This is a genomic window from Selenomonas ruminantium AC2024, assembly GCF_000687995.1.
Taxonomy (GTDB): Bacteria; Bacillota; Negativicutes; order Selenomonadales; family Selenomonadaceae; genus Selenomonas_A; species Selenomonas_A ruminantium_B.
This window is the reverse complement of sequence record NZ_JIAC01000001.1, coordinates 2,115,930-2,136,823: the sequence shown is the minus strand read 5'-3', so window position 1 is coordinate 2,136,823 and position 20,894 is coordinate 2,115,930. Positions and strand designations below refer to the sequence as shown.

Genomic DNA, 20,894 nt, shown 5'->3' with positions numbered 1-20,894 from the left:
CCTTGCATATCACAATAGACTGCCGCTACGAAAGCTGCTCAGGGATTGGCCGGTGCATAAGGGAGATAGTTTCAAGATTACTGGACTATAAAGAGCATAAATTCACCTTGATTATGCCGGTAAATCCCAACGCAGAATTTCAAAAAAAATGTCAGGGCAGGGCTGAACTGGTCTACTCCGTTGCGAAGATGTACAGCCTGCAGGCACAGCTGGAACTGCCAAGGATTATTCCAGAATGTGACCTGTTTTGGGCTATGCACTATGATGCACCGTTGTTGCCGTTAAAGGCCAGAAAAAAGATGGTCACGATTCATGATGTCTGTCATCTGGCTTTAACGGACGAATTTAGCGCTTTAAAACGGCTTTATGCCAAGGTCATGTTGAAAGCAGTGGGAAGCCGCTATGACCAAATCATAACAGTGTCTGACTTCAGCCGCAGGGAAATAGAGAAATTCGTCAACCCCAAGGCAGCTATAGATGTGATATACAACGGCATAACCAAAATAGATACTCCTAAGCAGTTTAAAACGGACTATCCCTATCTGCTCTGTGTAGGCAATGTCAAGCCACATAAAAATATTGTCCGGTTGCTGGAGGCCTATACTGCTTATAGAAAACAGACAGATACACCCCTAAAGCTGCTGATAGTAGGACAGGCAGACGGATTCCTGACAGGCATAAATAATCTCGGGGAAATATTGACGGCACAAGAGCTTAAAGACAATTGCGTATTCACCGGCTTTGTAGATGATGAAACATTAGCAGGGCTGTATAAAAATGCCACAGCGTTTATCTTCCCATCGCTCTATGAGGGCTTTGGCCTGCCACCATTGGAGGCGATGTCTTACGGAACACCCGTTATTGCCTCCGATGCCGCATCACTTCCGGAAGTGATGGGAGATGCCGCGCTATATGTAAATCCATATAATACGGCAGAAATCACTGAGGCAATGATAAAAGTAACGACAGACGAGGCCATTAAGGAGGTATTTATCGCAAAAGGGCAGGAACAATGCCGTAAATACAGCTGGGATAACACAGCAAAGAAAATAATGGAAAGAATGGAGGAGGTAAATGTTGGGGAGTAATCCTGTTAAGCGATTAGAGCCACTAGATACGCTGCGAGGAATAGCAGCTATTGGTGTAGCGATATTTTGGCATTATCAGCATTTTAAGCCTGAAGTATACCCGTTTGAGAAATACGCTTATTGGTTTTATCACTATGGTTGGCTAGGAGTAGATTTCTTCTTTGTGTTGTCTGGCTTCGTTTTTTCCTATGTGTATGGAGAAAAAATAGTTTCCAGAGCTATAGACATAAAGATCTTTTTAGTATTGAGGTTGAGCAGATTATATCCTGTATTTATAGTTACGACTTTTGTTGTTGCAATAATACAGTGGGGACGTAAATTTTTAGGATTTGAATTTTTTGTTTATCCATATAATGATATCTATCATTTGTTGTTAAATCTAGCTTTTCTTCATTTCGGATGGTTTGAAAATGGTTTTTCTTTTAATGCACCATCCTGGTCAATTTCTGAAGAATTTATTGCGTATATCATATTCTTTAATATTTTGTATTTTTATCCTAAAAAGAAATACGTATTGTTTTATTCAATGATTTTAGTAGGTTTGTTTCTACAAAAAACACAGGCACATCTTCCGCTGTTTAATCAAGAAGTAGCAAGGGTTTTATTGGCATTCTTTATCGGCTGCTTTACTTATAAAATTAATTATGGTTTACGGGGGGGGGATAAACGTTATTTATACATTATCCTAAATAGCACATTATTGACAGCTATTGTAGCGATGATATTTGGACATAAGTTTTTGGGGGCTAAATACGCAGATGTATATGTAGTATTGTTTTTCCCCTGTTTGATTATGGCAGTCCTTAATATAGGTTTTTTGAAAAAAATAGCATCTTTTAGACCTTTTGTTTATTTGGGAGATATTTCCTATTCCATATATTTATGGCATTTTCCTGTTCAGTTGTTACTTTTTACAGGTGGTGAGATGGGAGTATTTACATTCAATGCTGCAACTAAGTTGTGGTTTTTAGTGTATGTTGTCTTGGTAATTGCGGCTGGAAGTATATCTTATAGATACGAAACAAGAATAAGATATCGAATTAGAGAGGCAATGCTAGGTAAACATTAAGTTCAATGGGAGTTTTGTATGTTAGAAAATATTTGGCATTATCGGCAATTTATATACAGTTGTGTAAAACGTGAATTTCAGGAGAGGTATACGGGTTCAGTGCTGGGCATACTGTGGTCGGTCTTTCAGCCACTAGCCATGATACTTGTCTATACGGTTATCTTTTCGCAGGTGATGAAAAGCAAGCTGCATGGTATGGAAGGGACTCCGTTCGCCTACAGTATTTACTTGTGCGCAGGTGTACTCACGTGGAACCTCTTCAATGAAACTTTGATGAATATTGTCAATGTCTTCTTCAAGAACGCGAATCTGATGAAAAAGGTTTCTTTTCCACGGGTATGCTTGCCGACAATTACCGTGCTGTCGTCGTTTTCCAATTTCATTATCGGCTTTATTCTTTTTTGCCTGTTCCTGATTATTATTGGGGGATTCCCTTATCTGCATATCCCGGAAGTAATTTTAGTACTTGCGGTTCAGTCTGTTTTTACTGTAGGTCTGGGACTGGGACTGGCGGTGCTCAACGTGTTTTTCCGTGATGTGGGACAGATGCTGGGGGTAATTACGCAATTTTGGTTTTGGTTTACCCCAGTGGTTTATCCTGCGACCATCATTCCTGAATCTTTAAGATGGCTGTTGGGCTTCAATCCCATGTATCACATTGTGAAGGGATATCAGGATATCTTCGTATATGGTCAGCATGTTGATTATATAGCTTTGGCAGGCGTATTACTGCTTGGTTTGCTGTTATGCATATGGTCGCTGAAAATGTATCAAAGACACGTAGGAGAGCTGGTGGACGAATTATGAGTAAAGAGAATAACAGCATCAGCATCCAGCATGTGGGCAAGTGCTACAAAATGTATGCTTCCCGTAATGACCGCCTGAAGGAGTGGCTCATTCCCTTCTCCAGAAAACGGCATGAAGAAAAATGGGTGCTGAAAGATGTAAATATCGAAGTGGCTCCTGGTGAGGCCGTAGGCATTATAGGCATGAACGGCGCGGGGAAATCTACACTGCTGAAAATAATCACAGGTACCACAGTACCCACAACAGGCAGTGTTCACTTCAACGGCAGGGTGTCCGCGCTACTGGAACTGGGCTTAGGGTTCCATCCTGACTTCACCGGCAGACAGAATGTCTATATGTCAGGGCAACTGTTGGGCTATACCATTGATGAGATAAATGAATGTATGGAACAGGTAGAGGCATTTGCTGAGATTGGCAATGCCATCGATGCACCAGTCAGAACCTACTCAAGTGGTATGCAGGTAAGATTGGCTTTCGCTGTTGCTACCATGAAGCGTCCTGACATCCTGATTGTTGATGAGGCGTTGTCTGTAGGTGATACATATTTTCAACATAAAAGTTTTGGGCGGATTAAAGACTTTTGTGCTCAAGGGACGACTTTATTGCTGGTTTCCCATGATATTGCAGCTATAAATGCAGTATGCAAGACTGCTGTTTTATTGGATCATGGTTCTGTGCTAAAAAAAGGGAGTCCAAGTGATGTTATAGAGTATTATAATGCAATGCTGGCAGGAGATGCATCTGCAGAGAATATTGAACAAGAAAAAATAGATAACGAACACATTAAAACATCATTTGGTAATCATAAAGCCAGGATTGAAAGTGTCAAAATTCTTAATGATCGTAGAAATGAGGCTTCGGTATTCAGAGTAGGGGAGCATATTAACATCAGAGTAGAAGCAATTGCAGAGACAGATTTGGCCAATATGAATTGTGGGATTATGATAAAAAATCGATTAGGCGAATCTGTTTTCGGAATAAATAGTTCATTGATGAAGCAAGAACTTAAAGATTTGCAGGCTGGCGAGAAAATTATTTTCGAGTTTTCATGTGATCTGAATCTTGGAGAAGAAACATACAGTTTAAGTGTTGCACTGCACAGTGGTGAGGATCATCTTGAAGCTTGTTATGAGTGGCAAGATTTAGCATATGTTTTCAAGGTGGTAAATCAAGATAAATACAAATTTGCAGGAGTTGTTTATATGAAAACAGTTCTTTCTATAGAAAGGAATGATAATGATGTTTTTATTAAGAAATATTGAAGGATTACTAGGGAATATAAAAAGCGATTTAGTAGAGCATAGGCAGATGCTGCAAGGAATATGTAAGAAAATTGAAGAAGCGGAGTCTATGCATATTAATATGCATAATTTTATAAAAGATATACAGTGCGAACAGGATTATATCAAAGAGGAATTGTTTCTTATAAGAAACAAGGGGGAGAAAATAGAAAAGGATCTAAGGAGACTTTCTATCAATTTATATAATAAAGATAAATGCATGGAAAGACATCAGAAAAAAGTTTTTTCGATGCTGACATTGAAAAAAGTGCAAGGAAATTATGATTTTTGCAGAATAGGACGCGAGTATGATGGTGGCTATGTCATGCTAAATGATTTTGGAAATAGCGGGATTGCCTATAGCTTTGGTATAAATGATGATGTTTCTTGGGATAAAGATATGGTCAGTCGGGGATTTGATATCTACATGTATGATCCTACAATTGAAAAACTGCCGATGATTAGTGATAAATTTCATTTCTTCAAAGTAGGACTAGCAGGGATTGATAGTACTCTTCCATTTCCCACTATGACTTTGGCGGAAATACTTGTAGAAAATAAACATGTAGAAAAAAAGGATATGATACTCAAGATAGATATTGAAAGTTTTGAATGGGAAGCTCTTGCTGTTTGTGATATAGGAGTGTTGAAGAAGTTTCGCCAAATTGTAATTGAAATGCACAATTTAAACGATCCTAGATTTGTAGATCTTATCTTGAAAAGTTTGACTAAGCTAAATGAGACACATCAAGTTGTGCATCTTCACGCAAATAATTATTGCACTGGGGTCATGGCTGGCAAACGATTCTTACCAGATGTGTTGGAAGTAACTTATTTGAATAAAGAATGTTATAAGTTTGATGAGTATAAGGGCGATTTGCCACACCCGTTGGATATGCCTAATGATTATGAATGTCCAGATTTGTATATTGGCAGGGATTTTATTGATTGAATGCAAGGAGTGTAAGTATGCGAAAAAAAATTGCATTGGTAAATCATCGCTTTGGCAGTGAGATTGCTAGTGGTTCGGAAATGCTCTGCTTTTTATTGGCACATAGATTGATGAGTTTTTGTGATGTAAGGGTGTTAACAACTTGTGCAATAGATGATAATACTTGGGAAAATTATTATCCGGAGGGTACGCAGAAGGTAGAAGGGATAGATGTAATTAGGTTTCCTGTAGTGCAAAAACGTGACTGGGGGCCATATGATGAACTTGATAGATATATAAGATGTGAGGAACATCTTATGGAAGAAGAGGTACATTGGGTAATGTCACAGGGACCATACGCCCCCGATTTATTTGATTATCTACATATGCATTATGCAGAGTATGATGCAATCATTTTTATGACTTATTTATATTACACTAGTGCTTTATGTATACTTGGTTTGCCTAATGCTATTTTTATGCCTACCGCACATGATGAGAAGGCATTGAAATTGCCATTTTATCAGTATACATTTTTAGCTGCAAAGGGCTATATTTTTAACACTGAAGAGGAAAAGAATCTTTTAGAAGAAAGATTTCCTTTCATAAGGGAGAAACCAGGCTTTGTAGGAGCTTTTGGCATTGAGTGCAATGATTTCCTGCCCAAGTCTGTTGATGTAACACAGCCTTATATACTGTATGCTGGAAGGATAAATGCTTCAAAGAGTTGTGATGAGTTGGTATCTTTTTTTATAAAATACAAGACGCAACATCCATCTGATTTAAAACTTGTTCTAATTGGGAAAAAGGATATGGTATTACCGAAAAGAGAAGATATTGATTACAGAGGATTTGTGGATGAAGTTGAAAAGATGAAACTAATGAGGGGGGCGCTTTTTCTGTCCACAGCATCTAGATTTGAGAGTTTGTCTATAGTTGCACTTGAAGCATTATCGGTTAATACTCCAATTTTGGTGAGTAGTGCTTGCCCGGTATTGAAAGGTCATGTAGTTAGGAGTCGTTCAGGTTATGCTTATGCTTCTTATGAAGAATTTGCTCAAGCTTTGGAGGATTCTATGAGTGGAAACAGGGCTTATCAGTATTGTTGCCAATATGGTCCAGACTATGTGAGAGATAATTACTCATGGGAGAAAGTTGTAAAAAATACTCTTATGCTAGTGGATAAAATCGACTTTCAGAGAAAAATAGAAGATAGAGTAGAATTAGATTCCGTATATGATAAAACAATTTGTAGACGAGATATTAGGCCAGCTTTTGATAGATGTGATGCAGTAGTGGTTCTGGCTAGTGATAATAACTATGCTCCTTTAGTTGGTGTTTGCTTGCAATCCATATTGGATACATCTGAAAAAGAGTGTAATTATGATATTATTGTGCTTTCAGATCATATCAGCAAGGTAAATAAAATGCAGTTGCTTGGTATGGTGTCTAGTATGGATAACTTTTCTCTACGTTTTTGTGATGTGGCTGATCGGTTGGATAAATGGAATTTTAGTTTCACAAATGAGCAGTTGTCACGTGGTACTTTTATGCGATTGCTGATTCCAAAACTTTTTGGTGCTTATGAAAAACTAATCTATCTTGATTGTGATACGGTAGTGAAAGAAAATATTGCTAAGCTTTATGCAGAAGATATTAAAGGTTACATGTTTGGTGCGATTCGAGATAGTCATATCAATGTTGTGTGGATGTTTAGGGAAAGTGTAAAAAAACACTTATTAGAGAATGTAAAAGTTTCCAATCCAAAGGACTATTTCAACGCAGGGGTGTTATTAATTAATATTAAAAAGCTTACGGTTGATTATACCTCGGAAAAACTTTTGGAAATAGCAGTATCTCGTAGATGGATGTGGGAAGATCAAGATGTCTTAAATAAAATTTCAGTAGGGAAGGTTAAATTTTTGTCTCCACAGTGGGATGTATTTGTGCTTAGATCACAAGAACTAATGCATCTAATGAAACAGGATTTGGATTATTGCCGTGCTGTAAAGAATCCCTTTATTATACATTATGCAGGGGGAACTTTGCCAATAAAATGTTTGGGTGAGGAATATGCTGCTGATTTTTGGCGTGTAGCTAGGAAGACACCTTTTTATGAGATTTTGATCAATAGAATGCCTGTAGTAAATAGTCAGGGAAGTGGAGTGGTTTTAGGACGGAATACTCGTAAGGCAATATGGAATAAGCGTTACTTATTGCTGGAATATATCAAAGAATATGGCTTTGTAAAGACTATGCGTATGGTGCTGGTTTTGCCGAAGGCACTCATTTTTGCATCTAAGGGGACTAGGTATGATTATGTAAAGAAAAATGTGAATGCAATCAGATACAGATAAATACGCAAGTGTATATATAAATATCTTCAAAAGATATATCAAGGGATGAAGATGTCATATATATTTATCAAATTTACTACATGGGATATAAAAAATTAATATAACTTTGTGATTGTTTGCTAGTATATTGATCCTTGAATTCAATGTTTACTAGATGCACACAGTTGTGCATTATTATTTGATTAGCGAGTATTACTTTTTAATGTAAATTTTGAGAAAAAGTTTGAAATCATTGCGGAAGAGCAGTTTGGTGATTGAATAGCTGCCTTTCGTAGAAAGATGGTGTATAGTTATGAAGAAAAATGCATTGATTACGGGAATTACTGGTCAAGATGGGGGATATCTTGCCAAATTGCTTTTGGGTAAGGGATATAAGGTTTATGGCTTGTTGGCTCGCCGTGCAACAAAAACCGATTGGCGCCTTAAATATCTTGGTGTTGATGATAAGGTCGAACTTATCGAAGGAGACCTTACAGATGTGACCTCGATTATTCGCGCACTGAACATTGCTCAGCCGGATGAATTCTACAACCTTGGGGCGCAGAGCTTCGTTGGTACTTCATGGAGTCAGCCGCAGCTGACGGCACAGAGCACCGGCGTGGGGGCTTTGAACTGCCTTGAAGCTATCCGTATTGTAAATCCGAAGATTAAGTTCTATCAGGCATCTACTTCGGAAATGTTCGGCGGTATGCCGGAATATCCGTTGCAGTCGGAGAAAACGCCGTTCCATCCGCGCAGCCCATATGGCGTATCAAAGCTGTTTGCTCACTGGATGACCATAAATTATCGTGAAAGTTTCGATATCTTTGCTTGTTGTGGCATTCTCTTTAATCACGAATCGCCGCTCCGTGGCATTGAGTTCGTAACGCGCAAAGTTACGGATGCTGTGGCGCGTATCAAATTGGGCGTTCAAGACGATTTGCACTTGGGCAATATTGACGCTAAGCGTGACTGGGGCTATGCCGGTGACTATGTAGAAGCTATGTGGCGGATGCTTCAGCAGGAACAGCCGGATACCTACGTTGTCGCAACTGGACGCACGACCACAGTGCGTGATATGTGCAAAATTGCTTTCGAACATGTAGGTCTTGACTATGAGAAATATGTGGTTATCGATCCGAAATTCTATCGCCCGGCAGAAGTTGACCTGCTCCTTGGCGACCCGAAAAAAGCTCAGGAAAAACTCGGCTGGACGGCCAAGACCAGCTTGGAAGAGCTTATCCATATGATGGTAGATGCTGACCTTAAGCGTGTACAGGATGAATTGAAGGTGAAGGCATGAAGGTTTTAATCACTGGTGCTGGTGGTTTCGTGGGCAGTTATCTTATTGACTGCCTGCGAGAGCACGGCCATGAACCCGTAGCATTAGGCCTTGGTGGCGAGGAAAAACTTGTCGCCAAGAATGTACCCGTCTATGCAGTAAATATCCTTGATGAAGGTAGTATGACAAAGGCACTACAAAAAGAGCAGCCCGATGCAGTAATCCATTTAGCTGCTATCAGCAATGTGCCTAAATCTTGGGAAATTCCTGACACAACCGCCGAGGTAAATATCTGTGGCACGATAAAGCTGGTAAAAGCCATGGTAGCAGCTACACCAAATGCTAAACTTCTAGTAGTAGGATCTAGTGACGAATACGGTCTAACTGCGAAAAACGGAGTTCCCTTGACCGAGGATATGCCCTGTCAACCACAGAATCCATATTCCATCAGTAAATATTGCGCTGAACAAATGGCATTGCAATTAGGGAAGAAATATGGATTAAAAGTAATTTGTACAAGATCATTTAATCATTTTGGTCCTGGGCAAGCTATGGGATTTGCAATTAGTGACTTTGTTAGCCAGATAGTTGCCATAGAGCGTGGAGAACAGGCCCCTGTCCTGAAAGTAGGTGACCTGTCAGCTAGCCGTGATTTTACGTATGTCACTGATGTGGTAGAAGCTTATGTGAAGTTGATTGAGAATGATACGATAGAAGGCGTGTTTAATGTCTGCTCAGGGAAATCGGTGGCTATTGGTGAAATGTTGGAGATGCTAAAGGAACTATCTTCAAAAGATATTGAAGTAGTAAAAGATGAGAGTAATTTCCGGATAGCGGAAGTACATTGTTTCACTGGGAACAATGATAAATTAGTGAAGATAACAAATTGGAAGCCGATGATGATGATGTCAAATATGCTTGAGAAAACATTGGAAGGATATAGAGTTTAAGTACATATATCTTATGAAATGGACATTGAATATCAAATTGGATGAAGGATTGGGGTATAGTATCGAATGTTTTAGGAATATAATCTTATGAGGGAGATTTGATAATTGGAGATAAAGAAGGTTCGAAAAGCTGTTATTCCTGCGGCGGGGTATGGTACACGCTTTTTGCCAGCTACGAAAGCAACACCAAAGGAAATGCTGCCAATTGTGGACAAACCAACGATTCAGTATATCGTTGAAGAAGCATTGGAAAGCGGTGTAGAAGAAATACTTTTGATTACAGGTCATTCTAAACGCGCAATCGAAGACCATTTTGATTCTTCTCCAGCTTTGGAAATGGAGCTGGAGAGAAAACATAAGAATGATTTGTTGCAGCTTGTACGGGAAACTGCGGATATCAATATTCATTATATCCGCCAGAAAAAAATGCTGGGCTTGGGGGATGCTATCCTTTGTGCTAAATCGTTCATAGGAAATGAGCCTTTTGCGGTGTTGCTTGGAGATGATGTTGTATATAATCCAGAACGGTCGGCACTACGTCAATTAATTGACATATATGAACGATATGAAGGTACAGTACTAGGATGTCAGATAGTGCCTGAAGATAAGGTATCATCATATGGAATTGTGGCAGGAAATCCGGTAGGGGATACTGGTTTATTGAAAGTTCGTAATATGATTGAAAAACCTGAGCCTGAGGACGCGCCAAGTCGTATGGCTGTATTGGGGCGTTATATTATTGAGCCAGATATTTTTGAGATATTGGAGCAAACGAAGCCGGGAATAGGAAATGAGATTCAACTTACAGATGCATTGTTTGAACTGGCAAAACATAAAGATGTATATGCATTTGCATTTGAAGGAAAAAGATATGATGTGGGGAATAAATTGGGCTTTCTGCAAGCTACAGTAGAATATGCTCTTCGTCGGTCTGATATTGGCCCTAATTTCATGGAGTATTTAAAGGAAGTAATCAAGGGAAACGGTCGTCTGGATAAGATATAGTAATAAACGTAAGAGGTGGATAATTTGAGTTGTTGTGTAAATGCCTTTGGTGCGTATGATATACGCGGTATTGTGCCGGAAGAAGTAAATGAGGAACTGGCGTATCGGATTGGTAAGTTCTTTCCGGTTTTGTTTAAGGCGCATAAGGTTGTGGTTGGTCATGATATCCGTCTTTCGGGACCAGGACTGCAGAAGGCTTTGACTCGTGGCTTGACGGAATCGGGCTGCGATGTCATTGACATCGGTCAGTGCGGTACGGAGATGATTTATTTTGCTACGGCTCATTTGAAGTTAGATGGCGGTATTATGATTACGGCCAGCCATAATCCGAAAGAGTACAACGGTATGAAGTTTGTACGGCAGGAGGCAAAGCCTATCTCCGGTGATACGGGGCTGAGGGAATTGGAAGCTCAGGTAGCAGGTGGTGAACTTCCGGCTATGGCAGAAACGGCTGGCAAGGTGGAGAAATTTGACATTACAGAGGAGTATGTGAAGCATATATTGTCCTATGTTGACATGTCAAAATTAAAGCCATTGAAGGTTGTTGTCAATGCTGGTAATGGCGCAGCAGGGCCAATTCTCGATGTGATGGAGAAGTACCTGCCTTTTGAATTGGTGAAAGTGTACCATCAGCCGGATGGCAGCTTCCCAAATGGTGTACCAAACCCACTGCTGCCGGATAATCGGGAGGCTACGGCCAAGGCTGTTCGGGAATCTGGTGCTGACGCCGGTGTAGCTTGGGACGGTGACTTTGACCGTTGCTTTATGTTTGACGAGCAAGGGAACTTCATCGAAGGTTATTATATGGTAGGTTTTCTGGCAAAGGCTTTCTTGCAGAAGAATGCCGGGGAGAAGATCATTTACGACCCGCGGCTTACTTGGAATACGGAGGAGATTGTTACTGCAAATGGCGGCGTGCCTGTGATTTCCAAGAGTGGCCATGCCTTTATCAAGGAGAAGATGCGGGCTGAGAATGCTATTTATGGTGGTGAGATGAGTGCTCATCATTATTTCCGGGATTTCTCCTACTGTGACAGCGGTATGATTCCCTGGTTGCTGGTGCTGGAGCTGCTTTCTCAGGACGAGGGCAAGCAATTGTCAGAGCTGATGCAGGAACGTATGGAGATGTATCCTTGTTCCGGGGAAATTAACAGCAAGGTCAAGGATGCAGATGAGGTGCTGGCGCGCATTGAGGCAGAATATGGCCCCCAGGGTAAAGTGACCAGAGTTGATGGTCTTTCTGTCGAATTTGATAACTGGCGATTTAACCTGCGTAAGTCCAATACGGAGCCGGTCATTCGCTTGAATGTGGAGACAAGACAGGATGAGGCATTGATGCAGCAGAAGACGGATGAGCTGCTGCGAAAAATTCGTGAATAAGCCGGGGCAGAAATAGAAAAAGAGCCTAGTCAGCTTTTGATAAGTTGACTAGGCTCTTTTGAGGAATATGCTTATTTGACAAAAATAATTGTCAAGATAAGTGAGTTTGTCAAGATAAGTGTGTAAGTTTTTTTGCCATAAGAAAAGCGGTCCGAAAGGGCCGCCTTTTCTATGGGAAAAAGCTTAAAATTGCTCGTACTTTAGCATTCTTTCCTGAATTTTTCCATCAATAGCTAGTTGGTTCCGTACCATAGACCACCGCATAATGGGATGCCCCTGCCATTTTTTGTATAGCTCCAGAATTCGCAGATAAAGAATCTTGCGAACAGCATTTTCATGAGGAAAGGCCCCTTTTCTCGTTACTTTGCGAAAGCTGGAATTAACGCTCTCAATGGCGTTGGTAGTATACATCACACGGCGTACGGCACTACCATAATTGAAAAGCTGTTCCACATGTATCCAGTTTCTCTCCCATACGGCTACTGCTCCAGGATAATGTTTCCAAGCGTCCTTAAATCGGTCAAATTCGGCAATAGCCGCTTTGAGATTAACAGCACCATAAATCTTCTTAAGCTGGGCTGTAAATCCTTTGTAATCCTTGGAGGGTATGTACTTAATGGAATTGCGGATAAGGTGCACAATGCAGCGTTGTACCACCACCTGTGGAAAAATTGCTTTGGCCCCTTCTTCCAGCCCGGAAACACCGTCCATGCTGATGAAAGCCACGTCTTCAACACCGCGTGTCTTAATTTCGTCAAAAATCTGCATCCAGTTATGCTTGCCTTCGGTGTCGCTAATCCATAAGCCTAGGATATCCTTGATACCATCCAAATCATAGCCGAGAATTACGTAGATGGCACAGTTTTTCGTCTCGTACTCCTGCCGTATAGGGACGTAAAGACAGTCTACAAATATAAAGGGATAAAAGGGCTTGAGGGGCCGATTCTGCCAGACTTCAGCTTCCTCTAGCACACGGTCGGTGATGTTTGAGATACTTTCCGCTGACAGGCTGAAGCCATAAATGTCTTCAATGGTCGAGGATATATCACGCTGGCTCATACCACGTCCATACATGGACAAGACTTTATCCTCAATACCCGTAATATCCTTTGACCGTTTAGGAATAGCCTGCGGCTCAAAGGAACCATCCCTGTCGCGAGGAACGCTGACGGGAATTTCACCAAAACTGCTTCGAACGGTCTTGTCGATATAGCCATTGCGGCGATTGTCTGTATCCTTGCTGCCGTGGTCGTTAGATGTATAGCCCAGGTGGTTATCCATTTCTCCCTGCAACATAGCTTCCAGCATGGGGCCAAATACATCTTTTATAGCATCCTGCATTTCCTCCTTATTCTGGGGTTGATATTGCTCCATGATAAGTTTGGCGATAGCCTGTCCTTTTTCATTGCCTCTGTTTTTTCGTCTTGCCATAAGTGCTGTACTCCGTTTCTGTCATTATGATGATACTGTACCGCACTTTCGGATAAAAAGAAAGTGCGTAAGTTTTGTTACCGGTAACTTACACACTTAATTTTACACTCTCAGATAAGTTTGTAAGTTTTTCCCATAAGAAAAGCGGTCCGAACTTACAAACTTATTTTTATACTCTCATGTTTTTAGTGATTAATGGATTACTGGTTGTTACTTTTTGTTAATTGTTAAGGCGTCTGGAAGATTGTATCCTCTTAAACTGGCAAGACATTTTTGTATTGAACGTGTGTCAATGCCTACATTCTTTAACCTAATAGCATAAATTAAATCTTCTAAAACAGAAAAATCATTGATGTTAATTGGCTCAATTTGCCAATTAGAGTTTGCGTGAACACTGTCATTCCTTAAGGCATTCATTCGCCTAGGAAAATCTGCAATTTTTGTTTCAATTTCGTTTCTATAAGTGTTTGCTATACTAATTTTCATTTCTTCGCGACAGTCTTTTAATGCATGTTCTAAACGTTGTTCATATGAATTGTCTGTTTTCGTTATCGTTGTAGCAAAACTTTTATAGTATTTCTTTTTGTCACCGGAATGTTTATTAGCTTCGTTTTTGAGTAGTTGAATTGCTTCGTTTTTTGTTGTTATATACTTTTCTGAGCGACCATAATCTACGCCGTAAATATCATGAAATTCTCTTTCGAATGCGGCAAAGTTTAAAATGATTCTATCTATTTTATATGTAGATCTAGCGCGTAGGGATGGAACAATATGTTCTAAGTATACTCTTTCTTCTGCAATTGCTGATATTAATTTGCTTATCCCTTTTTTTATTTCTTCGAATTTTATAATACGTTCTTGTTCTTTGTTTGCCTCGTTGGCAAAGTTTTCGGATAAATTCACTTCGTGTAGTATACCGTAGCCTGTTGAGTCGTTCGTGTTTTCTATTCCGCCTCGTATTTTCGCATCAAAAAGCTCAATATCGCGTCGATATGACAGATATTGAAATAAATTCAAAAAATGATGACATACATGCAGTGTGAATATTTCATCCTGTGGAGTAGAGAACTCAATCAACAATCTTGCTTGCTCTTTTAATGGGGTCAGACTTTTATGTCTTAATTCACAAGACAAATAATAGGAAGCCTTTATATCGACATTTTTCCATTGATAACTGCATAAGTCATGTAAGCCAGTAAAATCTATAGTTGCACTCACACTGTTTTCGTTATGTAAAAATTTGTTAAAATAGCCTACTTCTAAAAAATAGTTAATTTCTTTTCCGGTTAGTTCTATCTGTCTGATTTGATTATGGTTCATTCCGCTATATTTTAATACATATTTTACTGAGTAAGAGTAATATCCGTTATCTGTACTTGCATCTTCTGATACACAAAAACGAACTTTATTATCGTCTTGACAGATACCTTCAAATATTTTTTCACCTATCCACGTATCGTAGTTAAAATTTTTCCAGTTTAAAAAACATTTGTGTTTTTCTTTTTTCCACGATGCAATGTTGCTATGAAAAAGCGTCAAAATTCCATCTTTATATGAAAAGGGAATTTCTTTTTGGTCCTCAATGATGAAGCCTAAAATATTATCAATATTCATTGGATAAGCTCCCTTTGTAAAAAAATTGCGTAAGAATTTTTGTTTTAGGTTATAGATATCCTTTTACGAGATGCCGGCAATAGGCTGTGTATTTATCCTGTGCTGATAGGCAAGTGTCGGTGAGGTAACCAGGATCACGGTAGAATTCTCTTAAGCCGCGGTAGTAGAATTGCTTGTGGTCGTTGTCGATGATGAAGAGGTTAATGGTGTGTTCATGACTGAGTCTACTGCCTTCGATGCGGTTGCTGTTATAAGCTAGACTGGTTTGCGTGTAGTGATAGATGCCGTTTTTATATTTGGCTGTCTGTTCGGATTTTAGTTGGTAGATAAGTTTCTCTACATTCGTGATTGGTTCCATAATCTACCCCTTTGCTTAGTCGTTTTTCTACTTACTATTATAACATATTTGCTGGGTTATATGAAAATCGGCGATTGCTGGAAGTCATTGCGTGGCGCAGGAATTTCGCAGGTCAGGCTGCGCAGTTCTGTGGCAATGGTGTCCAGCCGCAGCATTTGTTCCAAGGGCGTGAGGCTTTTTAGAGCTTCGCGCCTTTTATGGGTGGTCAGATATTGGCTGGTTTTGGTAATCAGCGGGATGGTGCTATGGGCTTTGATGTCCTTTAAGCACCTTTTCCCCGCGGGGCTCGCGGCCAGCAAGCGGGCGTAGAGGGGACCTGACTGGTCAAATTGGGCGATGGCTTCCTTGTCGATATCAAGCAGGAGGTAGAGCAGGGTGCGGGCAATGCGGCTGGCGGGGTAACGCTTAGTGGTGACGGCCTGAATGAGTGCCTGCCAGTTTTCGGCGGTTTTTGACAGGTCAAATATGCGGTTTTCCAGTCCCTCATTGACGCCGTGGATTTTCTGTAAATCCGCGATTTGACTGGTCAAAAGTTTGGCCTGCAGGGGGAGGAACAGCCGGTTCATATCGGGGAGTTGACTTGTCAAATTCTGACATGTCAAAATTTGACAAGTCAATTCATAGGTGGCCGGAGGCAGTACGGCGGCTAAATCAGCGGTATTATCGGCTGAATACAGCACCTGCCGAATGGCAGTGGCACTGGCAAAATTGCCCTGCAGGTTTTTATCGTGATAGCCTGCTCCATGGCGAGGAATCAGCAGAGGTTTTATGGGAGTGTTTAGCTTTTGCAGGCTGCGCAGGTACTCGATGGCTAAGATATTGTTGGGCTGGTGCAGAATTTCATGCGTATCGTCATCCGTGGCTAAAACTTTTGTAAGAGCCTGGGCATAGGAAAGGCCGCTGGCGATGTTTTCGTGGAGCTGGCTTTGAAAGTCCGGACTGTCAAGCTGCGCGGCCAGGCTGGTGAGCAGGGGCAGGTCATCCGTTTCGGCGCCGAAGGCCAGTTGCGTGACGATACCTAATCGGCTTAAAAGTTCCACGCCGCCGCGGGCAAAGTCCTGAGCGCTGCGGCAGGCGAAGGCAAAGGGCAGTTCGAGTACGATATCACAGCCGCTTTCCACGGCGCATTTCGCCCGCTGCCATTTGTCGAAAATTGCAGCCTCCCCGCGCTGGGTAAAGCTGCCGCTTATGACGACGATAATCAGGGAAACACCCTGCTCCTTAATTTTATTGATTTGGTATAGATGTCCGTTGTGAAAGGGATTGTACTCCGCAATGATGCCTGTAACTTCCATTAAGTCCTCCGAAAATAAAGGGGTATTTTCTAAATTATAATACTTAATCGTGAATTTGAAAACCAATGTTGGCAACCTATTGGATTGGTTTTGGGGGCAAAAATATTTAAGAAAGCAGGATTTTTTGTCGATAATGTAGTATAATAATATACACATTTATTGATTTGCTTTATCAAAAATGGTATTATGGTTGGGTATGTATTGGAGGAGTGGATGAAGATGAAAGACTTTGATGCTTTCTTTGAAGCAAACAGAGACAAAATCGTATCCTTTGCTAAAGCCAATACAAAATACAATGCAGCTGGCCTAGCTACGATATCGAAGGATGACGATTGGTACAATGACGATGTATGGGAGAAAGAGTTGAGAGGAGAGAAGAACTCTGAGCGAAAGCATAGCATTACAGCTAATGAGACCAGGACAAGTGTGGTCTGCTGAATTTCCTTTTGACGAATCCCCGAAAAATAGTAAGATACGGCCTGTGTTGGTCTTGAAGGTAGATAAGGAAAATGAACGGGTAAGTGTGTTGTCCATGAAGATAACTTCTGCTCAACCAAGGGATAAGTATGATTTTATCCTGATGGATTGGAAGGATATCCCTATCGACCACGAATCAACCATAAGACCAGCCCATGTGAAATACTTGCCACTGGACAACTTCGTTGAGTATTTAGGGAGAGTATCAGAACAAGATTGGGATAAAGCAACAGATATGTTTGTGCAGGCAATGCACGACAGAGCTATAATCTAAGCACTCTTAACAGGGTGCTTTTTTATGGTAGAAAAACACAGTAGTTAGATATGAAATTAAGAGGTGTATGATATTTGGATAAAAAGACAGTAGCCGTGGCCATGAGCGGCGGCGTGGACAGCTCCCTGACGGCGGCGTTGCTTTTGGAACAGGGCTATCAGGTGCTGGGCATTACCATGCTGCTGACGGAGGAAGGCCGCAGTGAGACGGTAAATGTGGCGGCTGGTGAGGAGCCGGACAGTGTGCGGGACGCCAAGAAGGTGGCAGCCGCCTTGGGCATTGAACATCATACGGTGGATTTTCGTAAGGAGTTTCAGGAAAATGTCATTGACTATTTCCTGAGTGAATATGCCAAAGGGCGCACGCCGAATCCCTGCGTGATGTGCAATCCGTCTATGAAGTTTGGCCTGCTGCTTAAAAAAGCGCAGGAACTCGGAGCCGACTTTTTGGCAACGGGGCATTACGCCCGCATTGGCCAGCTCGATAACGGCCGTTATGTGGTGAAGAAGGGCCTTGACGAGTATAAAGACCAGTCCTATGCCTTGCACCGTTTGCCGCAGGAATCGCTGCAGCATATCCTGCTGCCCTTGGGCGATATGACCAAGGAGCATGTGCGGGAACTGGCGGAGAAGATGGATTTGCCGGTGGCGCATAAAGCAGAGAGTCAGGAAATTTGCTTTGTCCCCCATGATGATTACAAGGCGTTCTTGAAAAAACATCGGCCCAAGTGCCTGCGCAAGGGCAATATTGTCAATGATGAAGGAAAAGTGTTGGGCAGGCATAACGGCGTGCCGCTTTATACCATCGGCCAGCGCAAGGGGCTGGGCATTGCAGCACCGGAACCGCTCTATGTGCACAAGCTCGATATGCAGCGCAATGAAGTGGTCGTGGGCGGCAATCAGACGGTCTTTGCCAAGGGCCTTTTGGCAAGTGACGCCAACTGGATTGCCATTGATGGCGTCGAGGACGGCATGGAGTTTGGTGCCAAGATTCGCTACGGCAAGCGTGAGGCAATGGCTAAACTTTCCATGCAGGAAGATGGTCTGCTCCGGGTGGAATTTGCTGAGCCGCAGCGGGCGGTAACTCCCGGCCAGTTCGTGGTGTTCTATCAGGATGATGTGCTGGTGGGCGGCGCTATGATTGAAGAGGCGATACATTAAAAGCAGGATTTTTCTTTCGCGGGTCGAATTATACAACTTGTGTATAGTATCAGTTGAAGGAAGGATTTTATGACCTTAGATTCCAGTAATGAAGTGGTGGCCATTCTCTATGATATTGAGAATGCCCCCTTTGAAATGTTAAATTATACGTTGGGAAAGGCGCGGCGGTACCAGCCCTGCCGCACCATTGTGGTGTCCGATTGGGAGGCCCGCCCGGAACAGAAGCGCTGGGAAAAACTCATGCGGCGGCCGGGCTTTACCTTCCGGCAGATAAGCCGTACCTATCAGGGGAAGAACTCTTTGGATTCGGCCATTTACGATTCGGCCAAGCTCCTCTATGATGAGGGGGTGCGGCGGTTCTTCATCATCACCACGGATTCGGATTTTGTGCGGATTGCCGAGTATCTGAACTCCGATACGCCTTCCTATATCATCGGCGTGGGCACTAAGCAGGCCAGCGAAACCCTGCGCAATGCCTATGATGAGTTCTTTGTCTATCCGCCGGAGGAAAAGGAGAAAAAGACCGTTCGCAAGACCAAGGCCGCAGCGGCGAAGGAAAGCGAGGCCAAGCAGGAGAAAACGGCCAAAGCTGCCGTGAAGGAAGGCAAGGCCGCAAAGCCCGCGAAAACCACTAAAACTGCCAAAGTTGCCAAGACGGATAAGGAAGCAAAGCCTGTCAAGTCTGCTAAAGCCGCCAAACCTGCGAAAAACCAGAGCCCTGTGGCGAACTTGTCCGAGGGCACATTGACGGTGAACCTGCCCCGCACGCTGCGCCAGTCCCTAGAGGAACGGCAGACGGCTGAGGGCGTGTCTATGGACGAACTGGTGACCTATTTGCTGATGCGGGGCATGGCCCGCTGGGTGGAGGATTGAAGATGAAACGGCAGGAACAGGTATTATTCTATCAATTTCGTGACGAAGAAAAATTGGCATTAGCCTGCAAGACCCTCCATAAAATGGGCATCGCAACCAAAATTCTGCAGCCGGAGAACTGGCGCGAGAAGGTGGGCTATCTCTTGGGGGCCAAGGGCTTCCAGCCCGCCAAGGTCAAGGAAGAGGATGATTTTGTATTCCCCCATGAGGTTATGGTGCTGCAAAATATCCGCAACAAGCGGTTGGATGAGGTACTGCTGGCTCTGAAGGAAGCCGGTGTGCCCCATATCCGCTTCAAGGCGGTGGTGACACCCTTTAATACCCTGTGGACCCTCAGACGGTTGTGTGAAACCATGCAGAGAGAACACGGGGCTATGATTGAACAGGAGAAAGAGACGGTTTGACTTTATGAAACCAGAAGATATGGATAAAACCCAGCTGATGCGGCCCGTGGATGGCCAGAGTCAGGGGGCGGCAAGGGACAGGAAATTTGATACCCAGCCTTTGCCAGCGATTCATGATGAGGAGGCAGGCGGCATTCAGTCTGCTTTCCCTAAGCAGACGGCAGGAGAGAGCGACAATTTCCGCGGCGTGCGGGAACTGCCGCCGGAGAATATTCCCCCGAAAAGGGAAAAGCCCGCGAACAAGGGCTTTTTTACGGCGGGGAAAAAGAAGGGCTTGCTGCTGACTGCCTGCTTTGCAGTGGCGCTGCTTGGCGGCTTTATGCTGGCCGGTTACAGCCAGGACCATTCGGAAGCTAAACAGAACCAGCAGCAGATGGAGCGTCAGCAGATGCAGGCCAAGGAGAAGAAGCTGGCTGACCAGGAGGCGGACTTAAAGGCCCGCCGTCAGGAATTGGAACGGCAGAAGCAGGAACTGCAGGCCCGGGAAAGAGAACTGGAGGAGAAATCCAGCCGCGCCAAGGGCCGCAATGAGGCTATAACGAGCCAGGCGCCGGATTCGGCCCTGGGCAAGCTCGTGGACAAGGTTACGGGCAAGGAGGCCAAGCGTCAGGACCAGCTGCAGCAAAACGAGAAGGTTTCTGCGCAGGCGGACAGTGATGTGGCCAAGCTCAAGCAATCCATTGCCGAAGCCCAGAGCATGCTCGATGATGTGGATGCCAAGCTCGATACCGTGTCGGAGATGCAGCAGGAGGCCAGCCGGATAAAGGCCAAGGCCGAAAGCGCCTATGCGGAAAACAAGGATGTTATTGATAAAGCGGTTTACTATGCCAAGACCGGGGCAGATTTCCTGTCCCAGTGGTTCACAAAATAATGAAAGGGA

20 protein-coding genes are annotated in these 20,894 nt (G+C 42.8%); 16 read left to right on the top strand and 4 right to left on the bottom strand.

The genetic code is table 11. From position 1 onward, the window contains the following. The first annotated feature begins 2 nt into the window (after positions 1-2). The 10 genes from P157_RS0110185 (at position 3) to P157_RS0110140 (ending at position 12,128) form a co-directional block, all read left to right on the top strand. Complete coding sequence (locus tag P157_RS0110185) at positions 3-1,088, top strand: glycosyltransferase family 4 protein (RefSeq protein ID WP_026760896.1); 1,086 nt, start codon at positions 3-5, stop codon at positions 1,086-1,088. Continuing rightward, a complete protein-coding gene (locus tag P157_RS14970; protein WP_051598597.1) occupies positions 1,075-2,157 on the top strand; it encodes an acyltransferase family protein in 1,083 nt (360 codons plus the stop codon). Before P157_RS0110185 ends, P157_RS14970 begins: the two co-directional genes overlap by 14 nt. 18 nt (positions 2,158-2,175) lie before the next feature. Further along, positions 2,176-2,964, top strand: coding sequence for an ABC transporter permease (locus P157_RS0110175; RefSeq protein WP_026760895.1), 789 nt, complete (start codon positions 2,176-2,178; stop codon positions 2,962-2,964). After that, positions 2,961-4,226, top strand: a complete 1,266-nt coding sequence (locus P157_RS0110170) for an ABC transporter ATP-binding protein (RefSeq protein WP_037368311.1) — start codon at positions 2,961-2,963, stop codon at positions 4,224-4,226. Before P157_RS0110175 ends, P157_RS0110170 begins: the two co-directional genes overlap by 4 nt. Continuing rightward, positions 4,201-5,196: an FkbM family methyltransferase gene (locus P157_RS14965; RefSeq protein ID WP_196243119.1), complete on the top strand. Its 996-nt coding sequence runs from the start codon at positions 4,201-4,203 to the stop codon at positions 5,194-5,196. The genes P157_RS0110170 and P157_RS14965 overlap by 26 nt, the downstream gene beginning before the upstream one ends. A gap of 17 nt (positions 5,197-5,213) precedes the next feature. Further along, positions 5,214-7,532 (top strand): glycosyltransferase, encoded by a 2,319-nt coding sequence (locus P157_RS14960; RefSeq protein WP_051598595.1) that lies wholly within the window; start codon positions 5,214-5,216, stop codon positions 7,530-7,532. Between the two features lie 292 nt (positions 7,533-7,824). Then, positions 7,825-8,814: a GDP-mannose 4,6-dehydratase gene (gmd, locus tag P157_RS0110155; protein WP_026760893.1), complete on the top strand. Its 990-nt coding sequence runs from the start codon at positions 7,825-7,827 to the stop codon at positions 8,812-8,814. Next, positions 8,811-9,743 (top strand): GDP-mannose 4,6-dehydratase, encoded by a 933-nt coding sequence (locus P157_RS0110150; RefSeq protein WP_026760892.1) that lies wholly within the window; start codon positions 8,811-8,813, stop codon positions 9,741-9,743. Before gmd ends, P157_RS0110150 begins: the two co-directional genes overlap by 4 nt. Positions 9,744-9,848: 105 nt before the next feature. After that, positions 9,849-10,748, top strand: a complete 900-nt coding sequence (gene galU / locus P157_RS0110145) for a UTP--glucose-1-phosphate uridylyltransferase GalU (protein ID WP_026760891.1) — start codon at positions 9,849-9,851, stop codon at positions 10,746-10,748. A 24-nt stretch (positions 10,749-10,772) separates the two neighbouring features. Further along, positions 10,773-12,128, top strand: coding sequence for a phosphomannomutase/phosphoglucomutase (locus tag P157_RS0110140; protein WP_026760890.1), 1,356 nt, complete (start codon positions 10,773-10,775; stop codon positions 12,126-12,128). A 183-nt stretch (positions 12,129-12,311) separates the two neighbouring features. Here the strand turns inward: P157_RS0110140 and P157_RS0110135 are convergent, their stop codons facing one another. From P157_RS0110135 to P157_RS0110120, 4 genes are all read right to left on the bottom strand, one after another. Next, positions 12,312-13,559, bottom strand: a complete 1,248-nt coding sequence (locus tag P157_RS0110135; RefSeq protein ID WP_026759260.1) for an IS256 family transposase — start codon at positions 13,557-13,559, stop codon at positions 12,312-12,314. A 210-nt stretch (positions 13,560-13,769) separates the two neighbouring features. Then, entirely contained in the window at positions 13,770-15,173 is a 1,404-nt protein-coding gene (locus P157_RS0110130) for a hypothetical protein (RefSeq protein ID WP_026760889.1), read from the bottom strand. A 49-nt stretch (positions 15,174-15,222) separates the two neighbouring features. Then, on the bottom strand, positions 15,223-15,531 hold the full coding sequence (locus tag P157_RS15765) for a hypothetical protein (RefSeq protein WP_026760888.1): 309 nt from the start codon (positions 15,529-15,531) through the stop codon (positions 15,223-15,225). A 56-nt stretch (positions 15,532-15,587) separates the two neighbouring features. Then, positions 15,588-16,826 (bottom strand): nucleotidyltransferase, encoded by a 1,239-nt coding sequence (locus P157_RS0110120; protein ID WP_026760887.1) that lies wholly within the window; start codon positions 16,824-16,826, stop codon positions 15,588-15,590. Between the two features lie 213 nt (positions 16,827-17,039). Between P157_RS0110120 and P157_RS14455 the strand changes: the two genes are divergently transcribed. The 6 genes from P157_RS14455 to P157_RS0110085 all read left to right on the top strand — a co-directional run bounded on the left by P157_RS14455 (position 17,040) and on the right by P157_RS0110085 (position 20,885). Further along, positions 17,040-17,264, top strand: a complete 225-nt coding sequence (locus P157_RS14455; RefSeq protein WP_037368309.1) for a hypothetical protein — start codon at positions 17,040-17,042, stop codon at positions 17,262-17,264. Then, positions 17,251-17,577: a type II toxin-antitoxin system PemK/MazF family toxin gene (locus P157_RS0110105; RefSeq protein WP_051598594.1), complete on the top strand. Its 327-nt coding sequence runs from the start codon at positions 17,251-17,253 to the stop codon at positions 17,575-17,577. Before P157_RS14455 ends, P157_RS0110105 begins: the two co-directional genes overlap by 14 nt. 74 nt (positions 17,578-17,651) lie before the next feature. Continuing rightward, on the top strand, positions 17,652-18,737 hold the full coding sequence (gene mnmA / locus P157_RS0110100; protein ID WP_026760885.1) for a tRNA 2-thiouridine(34) synthase MnmA: 1,086 nt from the start codon (positions 17,652-17,654) through the stop codon (positions 18,735-18,737). 69 nt (positions 18,738-18,806) lie between these two features. Then, positions 18,807-19,610, top strand: a complete 804-nt coding sequence (locus P157_RS0110095) for an NYN domain-containing protein (RefSeq protein ID WP_026760884.1) — start codon at positions 18,807-18,809, stop codon at positions 19,608-19,610. Between the two features lie 2 nt (positions 19,611-19,612). Beyond that, positions 19,613-20,014 carry a DUF3783 domain-containing protein gene (locus P157_RS0110090; RefSeq protein WP_026760883.1) on the top strand — a complete coding sequence of 134 codons (402 nt, stop codon included), beginning with the start codon at positions 19,613-19,615 and terminating at the stop codon, positions 20,012-20,014. A 4-nt stretch (positions 20,015-20,018) separates the two neighbouring features. Then, positions 20,019-20,885, top strand: a complete 867-nt coding sequence (locus tag P157_RS0110085) for a hypothetical protein (RefSeq protein ID WP_026760882.1) — start codon at positions 20,019-20,021, stop codon at positions 20,883-20,885. Positions 20,886-20,894 lie beyond the last annotated feature (9 nt).

Coding starts and splice junctions, on each gene's coding strand:
- P157_RS14970 (WP_051598597.1), top strand. CDS start 1,075: ATGTTGGGGAGTAATCCTGTTAAGCGATTAGAGCCACTAGATACGCTG.
- P157_RS0110175 (WP_026760895.1), top strand. CDS start 2,176: ATGTTAGAAAATATTTGGCATTATCGGCAATTTATATACAGTTGTGTA.
- P157_RS0110170 (WP_037368311.1), top strand. CDS start 2,961: ATGAGTAAAGAGAATAACAGCATCAGCATCCAGCATGTGGGCAAGTGC.
- P157_RS14965 (WP_196243119.1), top strand. CDS start 4,201: ATGATGTTTTTATTAAGAAATATTGAAGGATTACTAGGGAATATAAAA.
- P157_RS14960 (WP_051598595.1), top strand. CDS start 5,214: ATGCGAAAAAAAATTGCATTGGTAAATCATCGCTTTGGCAGTGAGATT.
- gmd (WP_026760893.1), top strand. CDS start 7,825: ATGAAGAAAAATGCATTGATTACGGGAATTACTGGTCAAGATGGGGGA.
- P157_RS0110150 (WP_026760892.1), top strand. CDS start 8,811: ATGAAGGTTTTAATCACTGGTGCTGGTGGTTTCGTGGGCAGTTATCTT.
- P157_RS0110135 (WP_026759260.1), bottom strand. CDS start 13,559: ATGGCAAGACGAAAAAACAGAGGCAATGAAAAAGGACAGGCTATCGCC.
- P157_RS0110130 (WP_026760889.1), bottom strand. CDS start 15,173: ATGAATATTGATAATATTTTAGGCTTCATCATTGAGGACCAAAAAGAA.
- P157_RS15765 (WP_026760888.1), bottom strand. CDS start 15,531: ATGGAACCAATCACGAATGTAGAGAAACTTATCTACCAACTAAAATCC.
- P157_RS0110120 (WP_026760887.1), bottom strand. CDS start 16,826: ATGGAAGTTACAGGCATCATTGCGGAGTACAATCCCTTTCACAACGGA.
- P157_RS14455 (WP_037368309.1), top strand. CDS start 17,040: ATGAAGATGAAAGACTTTGATGCTTTCTTTGAAGCAAACAGAGACAAA.
- P157_RS0110095 (WP_026760884.1), top strand. CDS start 18,807: ATGACCTTAGATTCCAGTAATGAAGTGGTGGCCATTCTCTATGATATT.
- P157_RS0110090 (WP_026760883.1), top strand. CDS start 19,613: ATGAAACGGCAGGAACAGGTATTATTCTATCAATTTCGTGACGAAGAA.
- P157_RS0110085 (WP_026760882.1), top strand. CDS start 20,019: ATGAAACCAGAAGATATGGATAAAACCCAGCTGATGCGGCCCGTGGAT.